This window comes from Suipraeoptans intestinalis, from assembly GCF_009696485.1.
GTDB lineage: Bacteria > Bacillota > Clostridia > Lachnospirales > Lachnospiraceae > Suipraeoptans > Suipraeoptans intestinalis.
This window is the reverse complement of sequence record NZ_VULY01000018.1, coordinates 238,067-257,917: the sequence shown is the minus strand read 5'-3', so window position 1 is coordinate 257,917 and position 19,851 is coordinate 238,067. Positions and strand designations below refer to the sequence as shown.

Annotated in this window: 23 protein-coding genes and 1 tRNA gene; 23 read left to right on the top strand and 1 reads right to left on the bottom strand. The window is 48.4% G+C overall.

Annotated features, from left to right (window positions below; translation table 11 throughout):
* The first annotated feature begins 93 nt into the window (after positions 1-93).
* The 10 genes from mtaB to FYJ34_RS01895 all read left to right on the top strand — a co-directional run bounded on the left by mtaB (position 94) and on the right by FYJ34_RS01895 (position 7,968).
* Entirely contained in the window at positions 94-1,389 is a 1,296-nt protein-coding gene (gene mtaB / locus FYJ34_RS01940; protein ID WP_154475773.1) for a tRNA (N(6)-L-threonylcarbamoyladenosine(37)-C(2))-methylthiotransferase MtaB, read from the top strand.
* Positions 1,390-1,501: 112 nt separating this feature from the next.
* Positions 1,502-1,765 (top strand): IreB family regulatory phosphoprotein, encoded by a 264-nt coding sequence (locus FYJ34_RS01935; RefSeq protein WP_154475771.1) that lies wholly within the window; start codon positions 1,502-1,504, stop codon positions 1,763-1,765.
* 4 nt (positions 1,766-1,769) lie between these two features.
* The gene (ruvX, locus tag FYJ34_RS01930) at positions 1,770-2,189 is read left to right on the top strand and encodes a Holliday junction resolvase RuvX (protein WP_154475769.1); all 420 of its coding nucleotides are present in this window, start codon (positions 1,770-1,772) and stop codon (positions 2,187-2,189) included.
* A gap of 20 nt (positions 2,190-2,209) precedes the next feature.
* Positions 2,210-2,467, top strand: a complete 258-nt coding sequence (locus FYJ34_RS01925) for a DUF1292 domain-containing protein (RefSeq protein WP_154475767.1) — start codon at positions 2,210-2,212, stop codon at positions 2,465-2,467.
* A gap of 6 nt (positions 2,468-2,473) precedes the next feature.
* Positions 2,474-2,950, top strand: coding sequence for a Fur family transcriptional regulator (locus FYJ34_RS01920; RefSeq protein WP_154475765.1), 477 nt, complete (start codon positions 2,474-2,476; stop codon positions 2,948-2,950).
* A gap of 2 nt (positions 2,951-2,952) precedes the next feature.
* Positions 2,953-4,620, top strand: a complete 1,668-nt coding sequence (locus FYJ34_RS01915) for a ribonuclease J (RefSeq protein WP_154475763.1) — start codon at positions 2,953-2,955, stop codon at positions 4,618-4,620.
* Positions 4,621-4,726: 106 nt separating this feature from the next.
* Entirely contained in the window at positions 4,727-5,383 is a 657-nt protein-coding gene (locus FYJ34_RS01910) for an O-methyltransferase (RefSeq protein WP_154475761.1), read from the top strand.
* Positions 5,376-6,614: a peptidase U32 family protein gene (locus FYJ34_RS01905; protein WP_154475759.1), complete on the top strand. Its 1,239-nt coding sequence runs from the start codon at positions 5,376-5,378 to the stop codon at positions 6,612-6,614. Before FYJ34_RS01910 ends, FYJ34_RS01905 begins: the two co-directional genes overlap by 8 nt.
* Complete coding sequence (locus FYJ34_RS01900; RefSeq protein ID WP_154475757.1) at positions 6,608-7,453, top strand: deoxyribonuclease IV; 846 nt, start codon at positions 6,608-6,610, stop codon at positions 7,451-7,453. The genes FYJ34_RS01905 and FYJ34_RS01900 overlap by 7 nt, the downstream gene beginning before the upstream one ends.
* The gene (locus FYJ34_RS01895) at positions 7,450-7,968 is read left to right on the top strand and encodes a GNAT family N-acetyltransferase (RefSeq protein WP_154475755.1); all 519 of its coding nucleotides are present in this window, start codon (positions 7,450-7,452) and stop codon (positions 7,966-7,968) included. Before FYJ34_RS01900 ends, FYJ34_RS01895 begins: the two co-directional genes overlap by 4 nt.
* A 207-nt stretch (positions 7,969-8,175) precedes the next feature.
* On the opposite strand, the gene FYJ34_RS01890 is transcribed toward FYJ34_RS01895, so the two are convergent.
* On the bottom strand, positions 8,176-8,787 hold the full coding sequence (locus FYJ34_RS01890) for a cytidylate kinase-like family protein (RefSeq protein WP_154475753.1): 612 nt from the start codon (positions 8,785-8,787) through the stop codon (positions 8,176-8,178).
* Positions 8,788-8,870: 83 nt separating this feature from the next.
* Between FYJ34_RS01890 and FYJ34_RS01885 the strand changes: the two genes are divergently transcribed.
* The 13 genes from FYJ34_RS01885 to asd all read left to right on the top strand — a co-directional run bounded on the left by FYJ34_RS01885 (position 8,871) and on the right by asd (position 19,769).
* Positions 8,871-9,185: a hypothetical protein gene (locus FYJ34_RS01885; RefSeq protein WP_154475751.1), complete on the top strand. Its 315-nt coding sequence runs from the start codon at positions 8,871-8,873 to the stop codon at positions 9,183-9,185.
* A gap of 88 nt (positions 9,186-9,273) precedes the next feature.
* Positions 9,274-10,206 (top strand): cysteine synthase A, encoded by a 933-nt coding sequence (gene cysK / locus FYJ34_RS01880; RefSeq protein WP_154475749.1) that lies wholly within the window; start codon positions 9,274-9,276, stop codon positions 10,204-10,206.
* An 18-nt stretch (positions 10,207-10,224) separates the two neighbouring features.
* On the top strand, positions 10,225-10,656 hold the full coding sequence (locus FYJ34_RS01875) for an RrF2 family transcriptional regulator (RefSeq protein WP_154475747.1): 432 nt from the start codon (positions 10,225-10,227) through the stop codon (positions 10,654-10,656).
* 135 nt (positions 10,657-10,791) lie between these two features.
* Positions 10,792-12,714, top strand: a complete 1,923-nt coding sequence (locus FYJ34_RS01870) for a BMP family ABC transporter substrate-binding protein (protein WP_154475745.1) — start codon at positions 10,792-10,794, stop codon at positions 12,712-12,714.
* Positions 12,711-13,331, top strand: coding sequence for a metallophosphoesterase family protein (locus FYJ34_RS01865; protein WP_154475743.1), 621 nt, complete (start codon positions 12,711-12,713; stop codon positions 13,329-13,331). Before FYJ34_RS01870 ends, FYJ34_RS01865 begins: the two co-directional genes overlap by 4 nt.
* Positions 13,332-13,510: 179 nt before the next feature.
* A complete protein-coding gene (locus FYJ34_RS13065; RefSeq protein ID WP_235899183.1) occupies positions 13,511-13,660 on the top strand; it encodes a YbaK/EbsC family protein in 150 nt (49 codons plus the stop codon).
* Positions 13,657-14,001 carry a YbaK/EbsC family protein gene (locus FYJ34_RS01860; protein WP_235899181.1) on the top strand — a complete coding sequence of 115 codons (345 nt, stop codon included), beginning with the start codon at positions 13,657-13,659 and terminating at the stop codon, positions 13,999-14,001. Before FYJ34_RS13065 ends, FYJ34_RS01860 begins: the two co-directional genes overlap by 4 nt.
* 16 nt (positions 14,002-14,017) lie before the next feature.
* Entirely contained in the window at positions 14,018-14,911 is an 894-nt protein-coding gene (locus FYJ34_RS01855; RefSeq protein ID WP_154475741.1) for a CPBP family intramembrane glutamic endopeptidase, read from the top strand.
* A 147-nt stretch (positions 14,912-15,058) separates the two neighbouring features.
* A complete protein-coding gene (locus FYJ34_RS01850) occupies positions 15,059-16,183 on the top strand; it encodes a C40 family peptidase (protein WP_154475739.1) in 1,125 nt (374 codons plus the stop codon).
* A gap of 289 nt (positions 16,184-16,472) precedes the next feature.
* Positions 16,473-16,545 (top strand) — tRNA-Thr (locus FYJ34_RS01845).
* Between the two features lie 97 nt (positions 16,546-16,642).
* Positions 16,643-17,275: an epoxyqueuosine reductase QueH gene (locus tag FYJ34_RS01840; protein ID WP_154475737.1), complete on the top strand. Its 633-nt coding sequence runs from the start codon at positions 16,643-16,645 to the stop codon at positions 17,273-17,275.
* Positions 17,275-18,699 carry an argininosuccinate lyase gene (gene argH / locus FYJ34_RS01835; RefSeq protein ID WP_154475735.1) on the top strand — a complete coding sequence of 475 codons (1,425 nt, stop codon included), beginning with the start codon at positions 17,275-17,277 and terminating at the stop codon, positions 18,697-18,699. The genes FYJ34_RS01840 and argH overlap by 1 nt, the downstream gene beginning before the upstream one ends.
* The gene (gene asd, locus FYJ34_RS01830) at positions 18,684-19,769 is read left to right on the top strand and encodes an aspartate-semialdehyde dehydrogenase (protein WP_154475733.1); all 1,086 of its coding nucleotides are present in this window, start codon (positions 18,684-18,686) and stop codon (positions 19,767-19,769) included. Before argH ends, asd begins: the two co-directional genes overlap by 16 nt.
* The last annotated feature ends 82 nt before the right edge of the window (positions 19,770-19,851 follow it).

The window sequence follows — 19,851 nt, the reverse complement described above, 5'->3', positions numbered from 1 at the left end:
ATCCTCCTTGCTTTATCGTTTACGTCTTTATCTTAAGAGGAGTGATGGCAAAAGTCAAGGACAAGTTGAAATCGCCAGGAAGGAACAAAACCTATGAAAAAAGCAGCATTGCACAATCTGGGATGTAAGGTCAATGCTTATGAAACGGAAGCCATCCAGCAGATGCTGGAGAAAGAAGGATACGAGATCGTTCCCTTTCGGGAGGGAGCAGATATTTACATTATCAATACCTGCACGGTTACCAATGTGGCGGACAGAAAGTCCAGGCAGATGCTGCACCGGGCAAGGAAGATGAATCCGGAGGCTATTGTGGTGGCATGCGGATGCTACGTGCAGACGGAGCAAAAGGAAATAGATGACTGTATTGACATTGTGGTGGGAAATAACAGAAAAAAAGACATCCTGTCTATCCTGAAAGAATACGAACAAAGCAGGGAGGAAAGCACCCTGTTGTATCAGGCGGTTCCGGAGGTGGAAAAGGAAGAGGACTACGAGGAACTGAGTATCCGGCATACGACCACCCACACACGGGCGTACATGAAGATACAGGACGGATGCAACCAGTTTTGTTCTTACTGTATCATTCCCTTTGCAAGGGGAAGAGTCAGAAGCAGAAAGAGGGCGCAGATCGAAGAAGAAGCAAGACAGCTGGTACAATCGGGATGCAAGGAGATCGTTCTGACGGGTATTCACTTAAGCTCCTACGGACTGGATACGGGAGATACCCTGATAGATCTGATGGAAAGCCTGCATCAGATAAAAGGACTTTTGCGGATCCGCTTGGGTTCTTTGGAGCCCCGGATCATCACGGAAGAATTTGTGAGCCGGTTGGTGAAGCTGGAAAAAGTGTGCCCGCATTTCCATCTTTCCTTGCAGAGCGGATGTGATGCAACCCTGAAGCGGATGAATCGGCGCTATGACACCGGAGAATATCGGGAAAAATGTCAGTTGCTGAGGCGATTTTTTGCAGAACCGGCACTGACGACAGACATTATTGTGGGATTTCCGGGAGAAACGGAAGAAGAGTTTGCAGAGTCTAAAAGGTTTGTAGACGAAATGGATTTTTACGAAACGCATGTGTTCAAATATTCCAAGAGGGAGGGAACCAGAGCGGCCTCTATGGCACATCAGGTTCCGGACGGAACAAAGGCAGATCGAAGCAGTGAACTTTTAGAGCTGAACCGGAAAAAGAAGCAGAACTATGAAAGCAGACTGCTGGGAACCACACAGGAGGTGTTGATCGAAGAGGAAGTTTTTGTGAATGAGACCCCTTACCAGGTAGGGCATACCAGAGAGTATGTGAAGGTGGGAGTGCAGACCCGGGAGGATCTGACAAACCGGCTGATTCCCATAGAAATTAAAGATCCGGCACAGATCATGGGAAACTGAGAGTTCCGCCTAAATAGAAATAGAAATTGAGAATCCTTCACAAATCATACATTGAATTTTCTGACAGGATAGAGTAGAATGGAAAGAAGAGAAAGTTGGAGGATAGGGATCGATGAAAGAATTAACAAATACACAGTTTTTCCGTTTGGACAGCGGACAGCAGATACAGGCAAAGGAAGTGCTGGATACCGTGTACCATGCGTTGGTGGAAAAGGGATACAATCCGGTCAATCAGATCGTAGGATATGTGATGTCAGGAGATCCTACTTATATTACCAGCCATAATGGAGCCAGAAGTCTTGTCATGAAGGTGGAGAGAGATGAGCTGGTAGAAGAAATGCTGAAAGTATACATTGCCCATCAGCAGTGGAGCTAGACGGATGAGGATCATGGGGTTGGATTACGGCTCCCGGACGGTGGGGGTTGCAGTCAGCGACGGACTTGGGATCACTGCGCAGGCGGTAGAGACCATTTTCCGAAAAGAGGAGAATAAGCTGAGGCGAACCTGTGCCAGGCTGGAAGAACTGATCCGCGAATATCAGGTGGAAAAGATTGTCCTGGGGCTGCCGGTTCATATGAACAGCGACGTAGGGGAACGTGCGGAAAGGACCATGGAGTTTGCCAGATTGCTTGAGCGGCGCACCGGTCTGGATGTGATCTTTTGGGACGAGCGACTGACGACGGCGGAGGCGGAGGAGATTTTGATCCGGCAGAAAGTGCGCCGGGAAGACAGAAAAAAATACATAGACCAGATCGCTGCGATGCTGATTCTGCAGGGATATCTGGATTTTGGACGATAGGATCTGAGGAAACAGAAGATATGGAAAAGATAGGATTTGTGTCTGAAGACGGAAAGACAGAGGAGTTTTTCGTTCTGGAACAGACAAGAGTAGGCGGGATTTCGTACATTCTGGTGTCGGATTCTACAGGAGACGACGGGGAGTGTATGATCCTAAAAGATACGTCGCCGGAAGAAGAAAAAGAAGCGACGTATGAGCCCGTGGAAGACGAGGCGGAACTGACGGCAGTCCTTAAGATTTTTGAAGAGCTGTTGGAAGATGTTTCGATTGAAAGGTAGGGTATTATGCCGGTCAGTAAAGAAAGATTTATACAGATGCTGAAAGAAAAGGGACTGAAAGTGACCAATCAGAGGTTACTTGTATTAGAGGTACTTGCAGCTCATAGGGATGCCCATATGACTGCGGAAGACATTTATGAACTGGTAAAGGAGGACTATCCTGAAATAGGGCTGGCCACGATTTACCGAACAGTGCAGTTGTTGCTGGAAATGCAATTGGTGGACCGTATCAATTTAAATGATGGATGTGTTCGATATGAGATCGGTGAGACGTTCGGAGAAGAGGGAAAGCACCGCCATCATCATTTAATATGCAATACGTGCGGAAAACTTGTTTCCTTTCGGAATGATTTGCTGGAAGATCTGGAGGAACGGATCGAAAGAGAAACAGGCTTTTGTGTGTCGGACCACGATTTGAAGTTCTATGGACAATGCCGGGATTGTAAGAAGAAAGAGAGTGTGGAGGAGCACACGGAGGTGTAGGATTGAAGAAAGAAAGTAAAGGAAAATTGCGTATCATTCCGTTGGGCGGATTGGAAAAGATCGGAATGAACATCACTGCCTTTGAGTATGAGGACAGTATCATTGTTGTGGACTGCGGACTGGCGTTTCCGGAAGACGACATGCTGGGGATCGACCTGGTGATTCCGGATGTTACCTATCTGAAGGACAACATTCAGAAAGTAAAAGGCTTTGTGATCACGCACGGACATGAGGATCATATTGGCGCATTGTCCTATGTGCTGAGGGAAATGAATCTTCCCGTCTATGCAACCAAGCTGACCATGGGGATCATCGAAAGGAAGCTGACGGAGCACAATCTTCTGCGCAGTACCAGAAGAAAGGTGGTAAAGCATGGGCAGTCCATCAATCTGGGACAGTTCCGGATCGAGTTTATCAAGACCAACCACAGTATCCAGGATGCGGCGGCGCTTGCGATCTATTCCCCGGCCGGGATCGTGGTTCATACAGGAGACTTTAAGGTGGATTATACTCCGGTATTCGGAGATGCCATAGACCTGCAGAGATTTGGCGAGATCGGAAAGAAGGGCGTTCTGGCTCTCATGTCGGACAGTACCAATGCAGAAAGGAAGGGATTTACCCAGTCAGAAAAGACGGTGGGGATCACCTTTGATCATATATTTGCGGAGCACCGAAATACAAGAATCATCATTGCAACCTTTGCATCCAATGTGGATAGAGTACAGCAGATCATCAATTCGGCTTGTAAATACGACCGGAAGGTGGTGGTAGAGGGGCGCAGCATGGTCAACATCATTCAGGTGGCGCAGGAGCTGGGATATCTCAATGTTCCGGAGCACACGCTGATAGAGATCGACAGCCTGAAGAACTATCCGCCGGAGAAGACCGTTCTCATTACGACGGGAAGCCAAGGAGAGTCTATGGCAGCGCTGTCCAGAATGGCGGCAGACATACATAAAAAAGTAACCATTCTGCCGGGGGATACGGTGATCTTCAGTTCCAGCCCCATACCGGGGAATGAAAAGTCGGTATCCAGGGTCATCAATGAGCTGTCTGCTAAGGGAGCGACTGTGATTTTTCAGGATGCCCATGTATCAGGGCATGCCTGCCAGGAGGAATTGAAGCTGATCTACTCTCTGGTCAAACCCAAATATGCGATCCCGGTACACGGAGAGTACAGGCATATGAGGGCCAATGCAGAGATTGCACAGAGCCTGGGGATCCCCAAGGAAAATATTTTCCTGATCAAATCAGGAGACGTTCTGGAACTGTCAGAAAAAGAAGCCAAGGTAGTAGATAAGGTACCGACAGGAACCATTCTGGTAGACGGGCTGGGAGTTGGAGATGTAGGAAACATCGTACTAAGAGACAGGCAGCATCTGGCGGAAGACGGCATTGTGATCGTAGTACTGACGCTGGAGAAAAGAAGCAACCGGCTTCTGGCAGGCCCGGATATCGTGTCCCGGGGATTTGTTTACGTCAGAGAGGCGGAATCCCTGATGGATGAGGCCAGACATGTGATGAGCGAAGCGGTTGAAAAATGTCTGAAGAACAAGAACAATGCAGACTGGAGCAAGATTAAGCTGGTACTACGAGACAGCATGAACGAGTTTATCTGGAAAAGAACCAAGAGAAGACCCATGATACTTCCCATTATCATGGATGTATAGACAGTCTTTGAAGAGCAAAAGGAGACGCAGACCTGAAAAAGGATGCGTCTTTCCTTTGTTGCAGAACGAGGCCGGATGGACTGCGGCCCGAAAGAAGGAGAGAAACATGAACATGGAAGACAGAATGGCGACGTTTCTGCATTCTCTGGAGAAAGAAGAGGAAGCTGTGGTCGCGGCCATCGAAAGGGAGGCGCTGAAAGAGGGAGTCCCCATCATACGAAAGGAGACACAGAGTCTTTTAAAAGTACTTCTGGAAATGAAAAAACCGGAAAGAATCCTGGAAATCGGTACGGCAGTAGGCTTTTCCGCAATTCTTATGAGCCGGTTTTTGGGGGAATCCTGCAGGATCGTGACCATTGAACAATATGAAAAACGGATCGTAGCTGCCAGAGCAAATTTCAGACGGGCAGGAACAGAAGAGAGGATCACTCTTTTGGAGGGGGATGCCGATAAAATCCTTCCCACGCTTTCGGAGACGTTTGACTTTATTTTTGTAGATGCGGCAAAGGGACAATACCTTTCCTATCTGCCCCATGTGCTCAGAGTATTGGAACAGGGAGGAATCATCCTGTCTGACAATGTGCTGCAGGAAGGAGAGATCCTGGATTCCAGATTTGCGGTGGAAAGGCGCAACCGCACCATCCATAGCCGGATGCGGGAATATCTTTATACCATCAAACGAATGGAAGAACTGGAGACGGCCATTCTCCCGGTGGGAGACGGCGTGGCCATCAGTGTGAAAAAGGAGAAGTGTGATGAATAGGAAAAAACCGGAACTGCTGATACCTGCAAGCAGCCTGGAAGTGTTGAAAACGGCAGTGATCTACGGAGCAGACGCCGTTTACATCGGAGGGGAAGCTTTTGGACTTCGGGCAAAGGCCAAAAATTTTTCGCCGGAGGAAATGAAAAAAGGAATTGAATTTGCCCATGCCCACGGAGTAAGGGTGTATGTGACGGCAAACATTTTGGCACACAATGAAGACCTGGCAGGAGTAGCAGAATATTTTCAGGAATTGAAAGAGTATCAACCGGATGCCCTGATCATCGCAGATCCTGCAGTATTTCAGCTGGCAAAGGAGATCTGTCCGGAGATAGAAAGGCACATCAGCACCCAGGCCAATAATACCAATTACGGAACCTACCGCTTCTGGTGGGAGCTGGGAGCAAAGCGGGTGGTTTCCGCAAGGGAACTGTCCCTGCAGGAAATCCGGGAGATCCGGGACCATATACCGGAGGAGATGGAGATTGAAAGCTTTATTCACGGAGCCATGTGTATGTCTTATTCCGGACGGTGTCTTTTAAGTAATTATTTTACGGGCAGGGACGCCAATAGAGGAGCCTGTACACATCCCTGCCGCTGGAAGTATTCTCTGGTGGAGGAAAAAAGACCGGGAGAATACATGCCGGTGTACGAAAACGAGAGAGGAACCTATATTTTCAACTCAAAGGATCTGTGCATGATCGAGTATATCCCACAGATGATGGAGGCCGGGATCGACAGCTTTAAGATCGAAGGCAGGATGAAGACAGCGCTTTACGTGGCGACAGTGGCGAGAACCTACAGAAAAGCCATAGACGATTGTTTTCAGGACGAGGAATTGTATCGAAAGCAGATGCCCTGGTACCTGGAGCAGATCTCCAACTGCACTTACAGACAGTTTACGACAGGATTTTATTTTGGAAAGCCCTCTGAAGAAACTCAGATTTACGACAATAACACCTATATTAAGGAATATACTTATCTGGGAACGGTGGAAGAAGTGAAGGAGGGATGCTACAGGCTTCAGCAAAAAAATAAATTTTCCGTAGGGGAGATCATCGAGATCATGAAGCCGGACGGAAGAAATGTGGAGACGGTGGTAAAAAGGATCCTGGACAAGGAAGGAAGGGAGCAGAAAAGTGCGCCCCATTCCAAACAGGAATTATATGTAGAGTTAAGCGAAGAGGCGGAGGTCTACGATATTTTAAGGAGAGCGGAGAACGAAGCATGCTAAGAATAGGAACGCATATGTCCATCGCAGGGGGGATCGCAAAGGCGGCGGAGGCTACTGTGGCAATGGGGGCGGATACCATGCAGATATTCAGCCGGAACCCCAGGGGATCCGGATTTAAGGTGTACGGGGAGGAAGAGATCAGAAGGTTTTGGGAAATCCGGGACAGTCACGGATTTGCGCCGATCCTGGCTCACGCCCCGTACACGATGAATCTTGCCAGCGAAAAGGAAGAGGTGTACACCTTTGCCTGCAGCACCCTGAAGGAGGACGTAGCGCGGATGGACAGCCTGGGGATCGACCTGTTTGTGTTTCATCCGGGAAGTCATACAGGAATCGGGATAGAAAAGGGAATCGACAACATTGTCAGAGGATTGAATGCGGGTCTGACAGGACAGGAAAAGATCCGGGTCCTTTTGGAAACGATGAGTGGAAAGGGAACGGAGATCGGCAGCAGGTTTGAAGAATTGAAAGCGATCCTGGAGGGAGTGACCCACAAAGAGCGAATGGGCATTTGTCTGGATACCTGCCATGTTTTTTCGGCAGGATATGATATCCGGAAGAATCTGGAGAAGGTTTTGGAGGAGTTTGACCGGATCCTGGGATTGGATCTTTTGAGGGCGGTTCATCTAAATGACAGCAAAATGCCTTTCGCTGCAAGAAAAGACAGGCATGAAGTGACAGGAGAAGGAGAGATCGGATGGGAGGCGTTGCGTCGGGTGATCTGTCATCCGAGCCTCAGGGATCTTCCGTTTTATCTGGAAACGCCCCTGGATGATGCGGGACATAAAGAGGAAATTGCGAAGATCCGTAAAAAACTGCAGGAGGAGGGAGACTTATGATCAGGATTCGTCATGCGACCCCGAAAGATCTGGAGATGATCTGCAGGATCACGGAGGAAGCGAAGGAAAGTTTAAGAGGGCTGGGACTGTCCCAGTGGCAGAAAGGATATCCTTGCAGGGAGGTGTGGGTCAGGGATATAGAAGAAAGAAACGGCTATGTGGCCGTAGAGGAGGAAGAAGTGCTGGGAGTGTTTGCTTACCAAGAAACTTTGGATGCCTCCTACGGGAGCATCCGGGGGAAATGGCTTCAGGAAAAGCCATATGCTTCCATGCACCGGGTATGTGTGGCCCTGAAAGCGAGAGGGAGGGGAGTGGCAGGTCAACTGTTTTCCCATGGATGTATGCTGGCAAAAGAAAGTGGGTTTGCGGCGGTCAGGATTGATACACATCCGGGAAATCTGCCGATGCAGTCTGCACTTTTAAAGGCCGGATTTCAAAAGTGCGGAACGATCCATCTTGCTGCGGGACCGGAGGCCGGAGACGAGAGGATCGGATTTGAAAAGCTTCTGTCCTGAAAAAGAACGTCGAAAGAAAAGATAGCAGAAAAAGGTCCAAATAAAAGAAAAAGATGTCAGAAAAGACAAGACAAAAAACAAGAGCAGCAGATCACATTTGTGAACCTGACTGCTCTTATTTGTTTCATGGGAAATCGTGTCTGATAGAATCAGAAGTTTTCCTGAGAGGGTCATTGCGCGACCGCTTTGTCCGGTGAGAGGAACGGTCTATTCTAGTTCCAGCTGCCGGTAGGCGTGCTCCAGAAGATCCAGGAGATCCTCTTCGGAAAAGGCGCTGGTATCAAGACAAAGATGATAGCTTTCCATATCCTCCCAGTATTGATCCGTGTAATAGTTATAGTAGTAGCTTCTGTCCTTGTCCACCTTGTTCATCAACTTCTCTGCCTTTTTTTCATCCAGATCATACCGCTCCATGACGGTTTTGAGACGAAGCTCGTAGGGAGCATAGAAATAGACGCTGAGAAGAGAATCGGAATCCTTCAGAACATAGTCTGCGCAGCGGCCTACAATGATACAGGATTCCTGACGGGCCAGCTGCTGGATCACTTCCGACTGTACATGAAACAACTGCTCGTCAATATGCTCGTAGCGGTACCGCCGATCCAGCGCTGCATCCACATCAGCCTGATAAGACCAGGGTTTTTCGCGCTTTTCGTCAACGAGGGACAGCTGGTCAAACGGAATGTCCATTTTCTGGGCAGCCAGTTCGATCAGTTCTCTGTCGTAACAGTTGATTCCCAGCCGTTTGGCGAGCGCGATACCCAGATGACGCCCGTTACTTCCGAATTGTCGTCCAATTGTAATGATACGTTTGCTCATGTTCATTCCCCCTTCTGTGGTAAGTTTTCCTGTGCAGTAGGAATCGGCTGAACCTCCTCTTACACAAAGGCCTCAGGCAAGATGTGTACATCTGCGAAAAAGAAAGGAAACACTGTGTATGCCACATTCGGCATGAAGAGTTGCAACCTTTTATTATTCTGATTATAACATCATTACACGGGTTATTCTATGGTTTTTTGGAAATAGGAAGAACATTTTTTGAAAAACAGAGAGATCAGGAGACAAAGACAGGCAAGAACAGCAGGGAAGAAAAAGACATGATACAGGATCAGAAAACCGGCGGAAGGAAAACGGATCAAGAAGGTAGAAAAACGTGTAAAATCTCTGCAAAAAATAAAAATACAGATTGCAAAAAGATGAAAAGAAATGTAAAATAAATTAAAAACCTACTTGACAAATAGGAAAATGACTTTTATAATGGGCTTCAACAAAACATAGTAAGTTGACAGGAAAGGTAGGTATAATATGAGTAAAGTCTATGAAAGCGTAATAGAATTGATTGGAAAGACTCCCTTGTTGGAGGCAAAAAACCTTGAGGCATCTCTTGGACTGGAAGCCAGGATCCTGGTGAAGCTGGAGTATCTGAATCCGGCGGGAAGTGTGAAGGACAGGATCGCAAAGGCCATGATCGAAGATGCAGAAGAAAAGGGGCTGTTAAGGAAAGGATCTGTGATCATAGAGCCTACCTCCGGCAATACGGGGATCGGGCTTGCGTCCCTTGCCGCAGCCAAGGGATATCGCATTATCCTGGTGATGCCGGATACCATGAGTGTGGAAAGAAGAAACATCCTCAAAGCATACGGAGCAGAACTGGTTCTGACCGATGGGGCAAAGGGAATGAAAGGTGCCATTGAGAAGGCGGAAGAACTGAAACAGGAAATTCCGGGCGGTTATATCCCGGCTCAGTTTGATAATCCGGCGAACCCTGAAGTGCACCGCAGGACGACAGGACCGGAGATCTGGGAAGATACCGAAGGAAAGGTGGATATTTTTGTGGCGGGAGTGGGTACCGGAGGTACGCTTACCGGAACAGGAGAATTCCTGAAGGCACAGAATCCAAGCGTAGAAGTGGTAGCCGTTGAGCCGAAGGCGTCTCCGGTGTTATCCCAGGGAACGGCAGGACCACACAAGATCCAGGGAATCGGCGCCGGGTTTATTCCGACCAATTTAAATACAGCATTGTATGGGGAGGTGATCCCGGTAGAAAATGAGGATGCGTTTGAAACATCGAAAGCATTCGGAAAGCAGGAAGGAATCCTGGTAGGGATCTCATCCGGAGCGGCGTTAAGCGCGGCGATCCAGCTGGCAAAACGGCCGGAAAATAAGGGGAAGACTATAGTAGCAGTACTTCCTGACAGTGGAGATAGATATTATTCTACACCGCTGTTTGAAGAATAAAGGATATGGGGGCTGATCATGAAGTTTTCAAAAAAGAGCAGGTATGGACTGGTAGCGTTGATTGACCTGGCGGTCCAGCCGGAAACAGAGTATGTTGCGCTGAATACCATCGCGGAAAGAAATGAGATTTCCACACAGTATTTGGAGCAGATATTCGGAAGTCTGAGAAGGGCGGGGGTTGTAAACAGTGTAAAGGGTCCGCAGGGCGGATATCGCTTGTCCCAAAAGGCACAGGAAATCCGGGTTTCACAGATTTTGGAGGTGCTGGAGGGAGAGTACAGGCTGGCAGAGGAGACGGGGGATTCCCCGATTTCCCGGACGATTCAAAGTATGGTAGTAGATCCGGTAAACGATGGATTAACGAAGATACTGGAAGAGATCACGCTGGAGGATCTGGCAAAAGATTATCTGAGGCACCAAAAAGGCGAGGAACTGATGTATTACATCTAGGAGAGGTCGCTATATGAAGGAGAGCAGAAAGTGTTTTTCGATGAAAATTCGATACAAATGCGTTCTGCTTTTTTTCATGAAAAAAATCGTGTATAATAAGGATGTTTCAAAAAACAGAAGCATAAGGAGGCAACGATGTCACTTTCTGAATATATGAAGGCTTACAAATCAGGAAAAAAGGAGTATCAGACAAGACTTTTGAAAGGACTGCACCCGACGGTGGAAGTACTGGATGAACTGCTTCCCACCAGAGGAACCTTGTCGGAAGTCCCCCTTGGCCTTGTGCAGATCCCAATGGATCAGATCGTAGGAACCAAGACAAAAAGCAGGAGCAGTGCTTTTGCCCACAATTTTATGCCGATCCTGCGGGAAAATACCGAGTTTGCATACAAGTGGTCCAGATTGAGCGACAGCCATGAGCAGGAGGGGATCCGTGAGCCTATCAAAGCATACGAGTATATGAACCGGTTTTATGTGGAGGAAGGCAATAAGAGAGTCAGCGTCATGAAACATTATAATGTGGCGTATACTCCGGGAACTGTTGTCCGTATTATACCGAAGAAGACGGAAGAAACAGAGAACAGGATCTATTTTGAATTTTTGGACTTTTATGAGGCGGCTCACATGAACAATATCTGGTTCTCAAAGGTGGGAAGTTTTCCCAAACTGCAGAAGATGGTGGGAAAACAGGAAAAGGAGCCGTGGACGGAAGAAGAGCGGCGGGATTTTAATTCGGCCTACACCCGGTTTACGACAGCGTTTCAAAGCCAGAATAAAAATCAGCTGTCCGTCCTGCCGGGAGACGCCTTTTTGGCCTTGCTCTCTCTTTATGGATACGCAGAGATCCGGGATATCGGGATCAGTGAATTAAAGAAACTGATTGCGGACAGCTGGGAAGAATTTGAATTGCTGGAAGAAGAAAAGGAAATCGATCTGAAGATGGATCCGGCGAAAGAGAAGCCGTCTATTTTCAGCCGGTTCCTTCCCTTGAACGAGACGAAACTAAAGATCGCCTTCCTGTATGATAAGACGCCGGCCTCTTCCGCCTGGACATATGCCCATGAACTGGGCAGACAGCATCTGGAGGAATGCTTTGCGGATGCGGTGGAGACACTGGTCTTTGAAAATGTGACGGAACAGACGGTGGAAGAAGTGATGGAGGAAGCCATCCGGGCAGGGTGCAACCTGATTTTTACCACTACGCCGGTGTTTGTGACGGCCAGTGTAAAAGCTGCCATTGCCAATCCGGATGTCCGTATTTTAAGCTGTTCTTTGAACACCTCCCACAGATATATCAGAACCTACTATGCCAGGATGTATGAGGCAAAGTTTCTCATGGGAGCGCTGGCGGGACTCAGTACGGAAAAAGACAGGATCGTATATCTGGCAGACTATCCTATTTATGGGGAAATTGCCAATATCAACGCCTTTGCATTGGGAGTCAGGATGGTCAACCCCAAGGCAAAGGTGTACCTGGAGTGGTTTACGAGAAAAGGGGCGGATCCGGACGGATATATCCGGCAGTCGGAGGCGGACTATGTATCCGGAAAAGATATGGTGATACCGGAGGCGAATTCCCGGATGTTTGGAGTTTACAGAAAAGAGGGGACGGATTTTGCCAATCTGGCCATGCCTGTATGGCACTGGGGACGGTTTTATGAACAGTTGATCCAGACGATCTTTGACGGAACCTGGAAATATGATGATGCGCCGGAGGGAACGAAAGCCATCAATTACTGGTGGGGGATGTCGGCGGAAGTGGTGGATGTGATCTGCTCCGGAAGCCTTCCGGAAGGAACGAGACAGCTGACGGAACTTTTGAAGGAAACCATACGGCTTGGCATTTTTCACCCGTTTACCGGAACTTTTTACGATCAGGAGGGGGTGCTCCGGGGAAGAGAAGGAGATAGCCTATCTCCGGAGGAGATTATCACCATGGACTGGCTGGCGGAAAATATTGAGGGAGAGATCCCGGATCTGGAAGAACTGGAAGAGAGCTTCCGGCCAGTGGTATTGCAGCAGGGGCTTCCCAGAAAAAAGAAAGAGGACAAATCATGAAAATACTTGCAATGGCAGATGTAGAATCCAAATATTTCTGGGACTATTTTGAAAAAAGCAAACTGGAAGGGATCGACCTGATCATTTCCTGCGGGGATCTGAATCCAAATTATCTGTCCTTTCTGGCCACCTTCACTTCCGCACCGGTTCTTTATGTACACGGCAACCATGATACAAAATATGCGGAAACGCCTCCGGAAGGGTGCATCTGTATAGAAGACCGTATCTATGTTCATCAGGGAGTCCGAATCCTGGGGCTGGGAGGATCCATGAGATACAGCAAAGGAGATCATCAGTATACAGAAGGAGAAATGAAACGCAGAGTCCGGAAGCTTTGGCCCAGTTTGTGTATGAAAAAAGGGATAGACATTCTGGTGACCCATGCTCCCGCCTATGGGATCAATGACGGGGAGGATCTTCCCCACCAGGGATACAAAGTGTTTGATACACTGATGCAGAAATATCGACCCCGTTTTTTCATCCATGGGCATGTGCATTTTTCTTATGGCAGAAAACACAAAAGATATCAGAAATATCAGGAGACGCACATTATCAACGCTTACCGGCACTGCATTTTTGAATATGAAGACGAGCAGCCGGAAGCGCATATGATCTGAAACGTGTTTCCCAGAAAGCTTTGGACACAGAGGACTTGCCCAAAAGAGTTTGATAGAGAACTCTGACAGAAGATTTTGGAATAGAGGATTTTAAATAGAGGATTTTGAGCGGAATGGTTTTGACAAGAGAAACCTGTCTTTCTATAATAGAGGGATAAAAGCAATGAAAGGAGAAAGGTATGGAGCAGGAAAAACAGCGGGTATATGACGCTTTACAAAAAATGAAGATCAGCTATGAGGCGGTGGATCATGATCCAGTCTACACGATGGAAGATATGGAAAGGGAAGGACTGGATAAAAAGGGAGTTTTGTGCAAGAATCTTTTTTGAGAGACAGCAAAGGGAAACGACATTTTTTGATCACCTGTGAGGAAAAGAAGACGGTAGACCTGAAAAAACTGAGTAAAACTCTAGGGGCAGGAAACTTAAGTTTTGCATCAGAGGAACGGCTGGAAAAATATCTGGGACTGAAACAGGGAAGCGTTTCTCCCTTTGGATTGATGAACGATAAGGAGCACGGGGTAGAGTTTTTTATCGACAAGGATCTGTCCTCCTGTAAGAGCATGGGAATCCACCCGCTTACCAACACGGCCACGGTTTTTCTTTCCTTTAAGGATCTGGATAAATTTTTATGGAATCTGGATGTGGACGTGGTGAAAATACGTTTATAGGGCGGGAGAACAGGTTATGGAATGGAAAGATGACAAAAAAAATGCACCTCGCAGAGGCGGAAAAGGGAATATCTGGTATCTGGCGGGGCCGATCCTGATCAAGTGGGCGATCGCAGCGGGAGTTTCCACCATAGGGATGTTTGTGTTCTATCTTCTGTATGTTTCAGAACATTACGAAGAAGCGGCTTCCTATATGATGGATGTGCAGAAGATGAATCTGTTTGCCAGCGGACTTCTGAAGGAATTTGTGAAATACACCACATTACTGGAGGGAATCGCAGCGCTGATCACGATTCCTATTATGCTGCTTTTCATGAGACAGGACAGGTGGAGAGAACAGGAGCAGGGGATCCGGAGGACAGGAAAAGGATCCGGGGGAGTCTGCTGTCTGGGGGTTTTGATGGCGCTTGCCGCGTCGATTGCCTTAAACGGACTGATCCTGATCGGGAATCTGTCCCAGTACAGTGAAAGCTACAAAACTACCATGGAGGCAATGTACGCTTCCTCCTTTGTGATCCAGATCCTGTCTCTGGGAATTTTGATCCCCATTTGTGAGGAGCTGGTATTCCGGGGCCTGCTGTATAAACGCTTGCGAGGACAGTACGGGTTTTTGTATGCGGCCGGATTATCGGCGGCTGTGTTTGGGGTGATGCACATCAATCTGGTACAGATGCTGTATGGATTCTGCCTGGGAGGACTGCTGGCATATCTCTACGAGAAGCAGGGCTCTGTGCTGGCTCCGGTGCTGGCTCACTCTGCCATGAATCTTTTTTCTGTGGTTGGAACAAGGTACAACTGGTTTGAATTTTTATTGCGGGACTACAGGTACATAGGAGGGGTGACGGTTGGCTGTGCAGCGGTAGCAGCAACCCTGTTTGTGCTGCTTCAAAGAGTAGAAAACGACGGATAAGAAGGAAGCCGCAGACCGATGTGAAAGCACTAAATGTTACAAAAATATTAAAAAATATTGCAAAATCAATAATCTTAAGGTATAATCAATACCGTTAGGAAACTTGTGAGAGGGAAACAAGGTAAATAATATAAAAGGGTGGTAGGTATGAATAAGGTAGGAGTACGCGTTCTGGCGGCAGTTGCAGCGGCGTCTTTGATCGTGACACCGGTTATGGCAGCACCGTCAGCAGATGAATTGAAAAGTAATAAAGCGGCAAAGGAGCAGGAGGTCAGCAGTCTTCAGCAGCAGTTGACGGATCTGATGACCAAACTGAACTCTCTGGAAGCACAGCTGGTAGAAAAGGGAGAAGCGATCGCACAGGCGGAGGTGGATCTGGCAGCAGCTGAAAAGAAAGAGAAAAAACAGTACAAGGCGATGAAAAAGCGTATCAAGTACATGTACGAGGAAGGCAATGCCACCGTACTGGAGACGCTGGTATCTGCCGAAAGCTTTTCCGATCTGGTGAACAAGGCGGAGTATGTCCAGAATGTTCACGATTATGACAGGGATCAGCTGGAGGAATATGTTGCCACGAAAGATAAGATTACAACCTTGAAGGATACGCTGAAAGAGGAACAGAGTAAGCTGGAATCCATGCAGGAAGAGTATCAGGCACAGGAAGAACAGCTTGCAGCTACCATTGAAAGCAAGAAGGCAGAGGTGGCGGATCTGGATCAGCAGATTCAGGCGGCAGCAGAAGCGGCGGCAGCAGAGGCACGTGCAAGGGAAGAGCAGGAGAGAAAGGCGGCAGAAGAAGCGGCAGCCAGCCAGGCAGCTCAGAACAGCCAACCGGCAGCTTCAAGCAATACAGCCAGTACAGCTAATACCAATACTGCATCTGCCAATACGACGAGTTATCAGCCGGCGCAGCAGACAACAACGGTTGCACAGGGAAATACGGCGGTGGCTCAGATGATCCTCAATGCAGCCTACGGACAGTTGGGCGTTCCTTATGTATGGGGCGGGACCTCTCCGGGGGTAGGACTGGATTGTTCGGGACTGACGCAGTATTGCCACAGAGTGGCAGGGATCAGCATCCCAAGGACGTCGGGACCGCAGGGAGGCGGCGGTATGGCAGTCAGCGATCCGCAGCCGGGAGACCTGGTCTGCTATGGCGGACATGTAGGAATTTATATCGGCGGCGGGCAGATGATCCATGCACCACAGCCGGGAGACGTTGTCAGGATACAGGCAGTGTACGGTTCTCCGTGGTACCGCAGATACTGGTAAAAGGATACAGATGGGTGTTTCAGACTACGCTTCGGGATGGAGATACATCCCACAGCGCAGGGAAACACCCTTTTTTGTGCCAAAGGGTTCCGTTAAGATTTCTGCTGCAGAAAAAGCTTTTTAGTACAGGAAACACGTTGATAAGAGAGTGTGTGTCAGGTGTATGCGGGAGCGAATCCGGAAGAGTTTTGTCCGTAGATCTTCCGTAGATCTTCTGTAGAAAAAATGCTTGCAAATCTCTCAAAATCAGGTATAATGGTTGTTGTGACATGATTTTCATGTGATCTATGCTGGAATAGCTCAGTCGGTAGAGCACTTCACTCGTAATGAAGGGGTCGTCGGTTCAAGTCCGATTTCCAGCTTATAAAAGAGGGGATACCGGAGTCCAGGAGAGGGGATTCCCGGTATCTTTTGCTTTATGGAAACAGAAGGCAGAGACTTTCTGGGGAAGGAGTCACCATGAATTATCAAAAAGAGATGGAAAAGATCATTGAAACACTGAAAAAAGAGGGAAAGGTTCCCACCCTGCTGCTTCATAGCTGCTGCGGTCCCTGCAGCAGTTCCGTTCTGGAATATCTAAGCCGTTATTTTCAGGTTACTTTGTTTTTTTACAATCCGAATATTTTTCCGGAGGAGGAATACAGCAGAAGGATCGTAGAGCAGCAGATGCTGATCGATAAGCTGGAGGTTTTGCATCCGATTTCCTTTTGCGCGGGGACCTATGACAACGAAAGGTTTGAAGAACTGGCCCGGGGAAAAGAGGAGATGAAAGAAGGCGGGGAAAGATGCTTTGCCTGCTACGAGCTTCGGCTGCGGGAAGCCGTGGATATGGCCAGAAAAGGAGGGTTTGATTTTGTGACCACCACGCTTACTGTCAGTCCTATGAAGTCGGCGGAGAAGCTCAATGCCATCGGAAAAAAGCTGGCGGAGGAATATGGAGTGCAGTATCTGCCGTCTGACTTTAAGAAAAAGAACGGTTACAAACGTTCCATTGAGCTTTCCAAGCAGTATCATCTGTACCGGCAGGACTATTGCGGGTGCAGGTTTTCAGTCCGCACGAAACCAGCAAACAGCGAGAAGGAGAAGAGATAATGGCACAATTGTGGGGAGGTCGGTTTACCAAAGAAACCGATCAGCTTGTAAAAGAATTTAACGACTCGATCAGATTTGACAAACGGCTGTACAGACAGGATATCAAAGGCAGCATTGCCCACGTGGAGATGCTGGGAAAACAGCAGATCCTGACAGAGAAGGAGCGGGAGATGATCGTTTCCGGGTTGCGGCAGCTTCTGCTGGAAATAGAAGAGGGAAGCCTTGAAATTTCAGGATCCTATGAAGATATCCACAGTTTTATTGAGGCAAATCTGACAGAAAGGATCGGTGAGGCAGGGAAGAAGCTGCATACGGGAAGAAGCCGCAATGATCAGGTGGCACTGGATATGAAGCTTTACGTCCGGGAAGAAGTCGGTAAGTTTCAGCAGCTTTTACTGCGGTTTTTGCAGGTGCTGCTTTCTATTATGGAGGAGCATACAGAGACGGTCATGCCGGGATTTACCCATTTACAGAAGGCTCAGCCCATTACCCTGGCCCATCACATGGGAGCCTACTTTGAAATGTTCCGGAGAGATTTTTTTCGGATGAAGCATTTGGAGGAAACCATGACCACCTGCCCGCTGGGATCGGGAGCGCTGGCGGGGACCACCTATCCGCTGGACAGGATGTATACGGCCAGACTTCTGGGATTTCAGGAGCCTTCGGGAAACAGTATAGATGGAGTATCGGACAGAGATTATCTTCTGGAGCTGTTGTCAGATCTGTCTGTTTTGATGATGCATCTTAGCCGGTTTTCCGAGGAGATCATTCTTTGGAATTCCAACGAGTATCAGTTTGTGGAGATCGATGATGCCTACAGTACCGGAAGCAGCATCATGCCGCAGAAAAAAAATCCGGATATTGCAGAGTTGGTCCGCGGAAAATGTGGTCGGGTGTACGGGGCGCTGCAGAGTCTTCTGACTACGATGAAGGGACTGCCCCTGGCATATAACAAAGACATGCAGGAAGATAAGGAGCAGGTCTTTGACGCCATAGATACCACGCGTATGTGCCTGAAACTTTTTACCGGGATGATGGACACCATCCGTTTCAGGAAGGAGAAAATGGAAGAAAGTGCCAGACATGGGTTTACCAATGCTACTGACGCGGCAGACTATCTGGTAAACAAAGGAGTTCCCTTTAGGGATGCTCACGGGATCATCGGAGCGTTGGTGCTGCTGTGCGTAGAAAAAGGAATCAGCCTGGATCAGCTGGAGCTTTCGGAGTACCAAAAGATCTCGTCCGTATTTGCCGAAGACATCTATGAGGCGATCTCCATGGACACTTGTATCAACAAGAGGCTGACGACGGGCGGTCCTGCAAAGGAAGCGATGGAAGAGAGTATCAAAAACTATGCAGCCTTTATTGGAACCTATGAGAAAGAGCAGACGGCAAAGGAGGAGAAGGAATGGAGCAGAAGTTAAGAGTAGGGATTCTGGGAGCGACAGGGATGGTAGGACAGAGGTTTATTGCCCTGCTGGACCAGCACCCCTGGTATGAAGTGGTAACGGTGGCGGCAAGCCCCAGGTCTGCCGGCAAGACCTATGAAGAAGCGGTGGGAGACAGATGGAAGATGGAAACTCCCATGCCGGAATCTGTAAAGAAACTGGTGGTTCTGGATGTCAACCGGATAGAAGAAGTGGCCCAGACAGTGGATTTTGTGTTCAGTGCGGTAGACATGAGCAAAGAGGAGATCAAAAAGATCGAAGAAGCCTATGCACAGACAGAGACACCGGTGGTCTCCAACAACAGCGCGCATCGCTGGACGAAGGACGTTCCCATGGTGATTCCGGAGATCAACAGCAGTCATTTTGAATTGATCGAAGCACAAAAGCAGCGCCTGCAGACGACCAGAGGCTTTATTGCAGTAAAACCTAACTGTTCCATCCAAAGCTATACCCCCTGTCTCGCAGCCTGGAAGGAGTTTGAACCGGAGGAAGTGATAGCTACGACCTATCAGGCGATCTCGGGAGCCGGAAAGACGTTTGCAGACTGGCCGGAGATGGTGGAAAATATCATTCCTTTCATCGGAGGAGAGGAAGAAAAAAGTGAAGAAGAACCTCTTCGCGTTCTGGGAACGGTAAAGAAAGGAGAGGTGGAGAAGGCAGCGCTTCCCAAAATCTCCTGCCAGTGCGTTCGGGTACCGGTGCTGAACGGGCATACGGCGGCAGTATTTGTGCGTTTTAAAAAGAAACCAACCAAGGAAGAGCTGATCGATCGTCTGGTGAATTTTAAGGGATTTCCACAGGAAGCAAAGCTCCCCAGCGCACCGGGGCAGTTTATCCAGTATTTGGAGGACGAAAATCGTCCCCAGGTCAAAGCCGACGTGGATTATGAAAAGGGAATGGGAGTATCCGTCGGAAGACTGCGGGAAGATTCTGTGTATGACTTTAAGTTTATCGGACTGTCCCATAATACGGTACGCGGAGCGGCAGGCGGTGCAGTCCTTTGCGCCGAAGCGCTGACGGCAAAAGGATACATCGGCAGAAAATAGAGTGGGAAGCAGATAAGAGAGAGAAATACGGATCTGGGAAGAACAGGCGGAAACACACGATACAGACAACAAGCAGGATAAA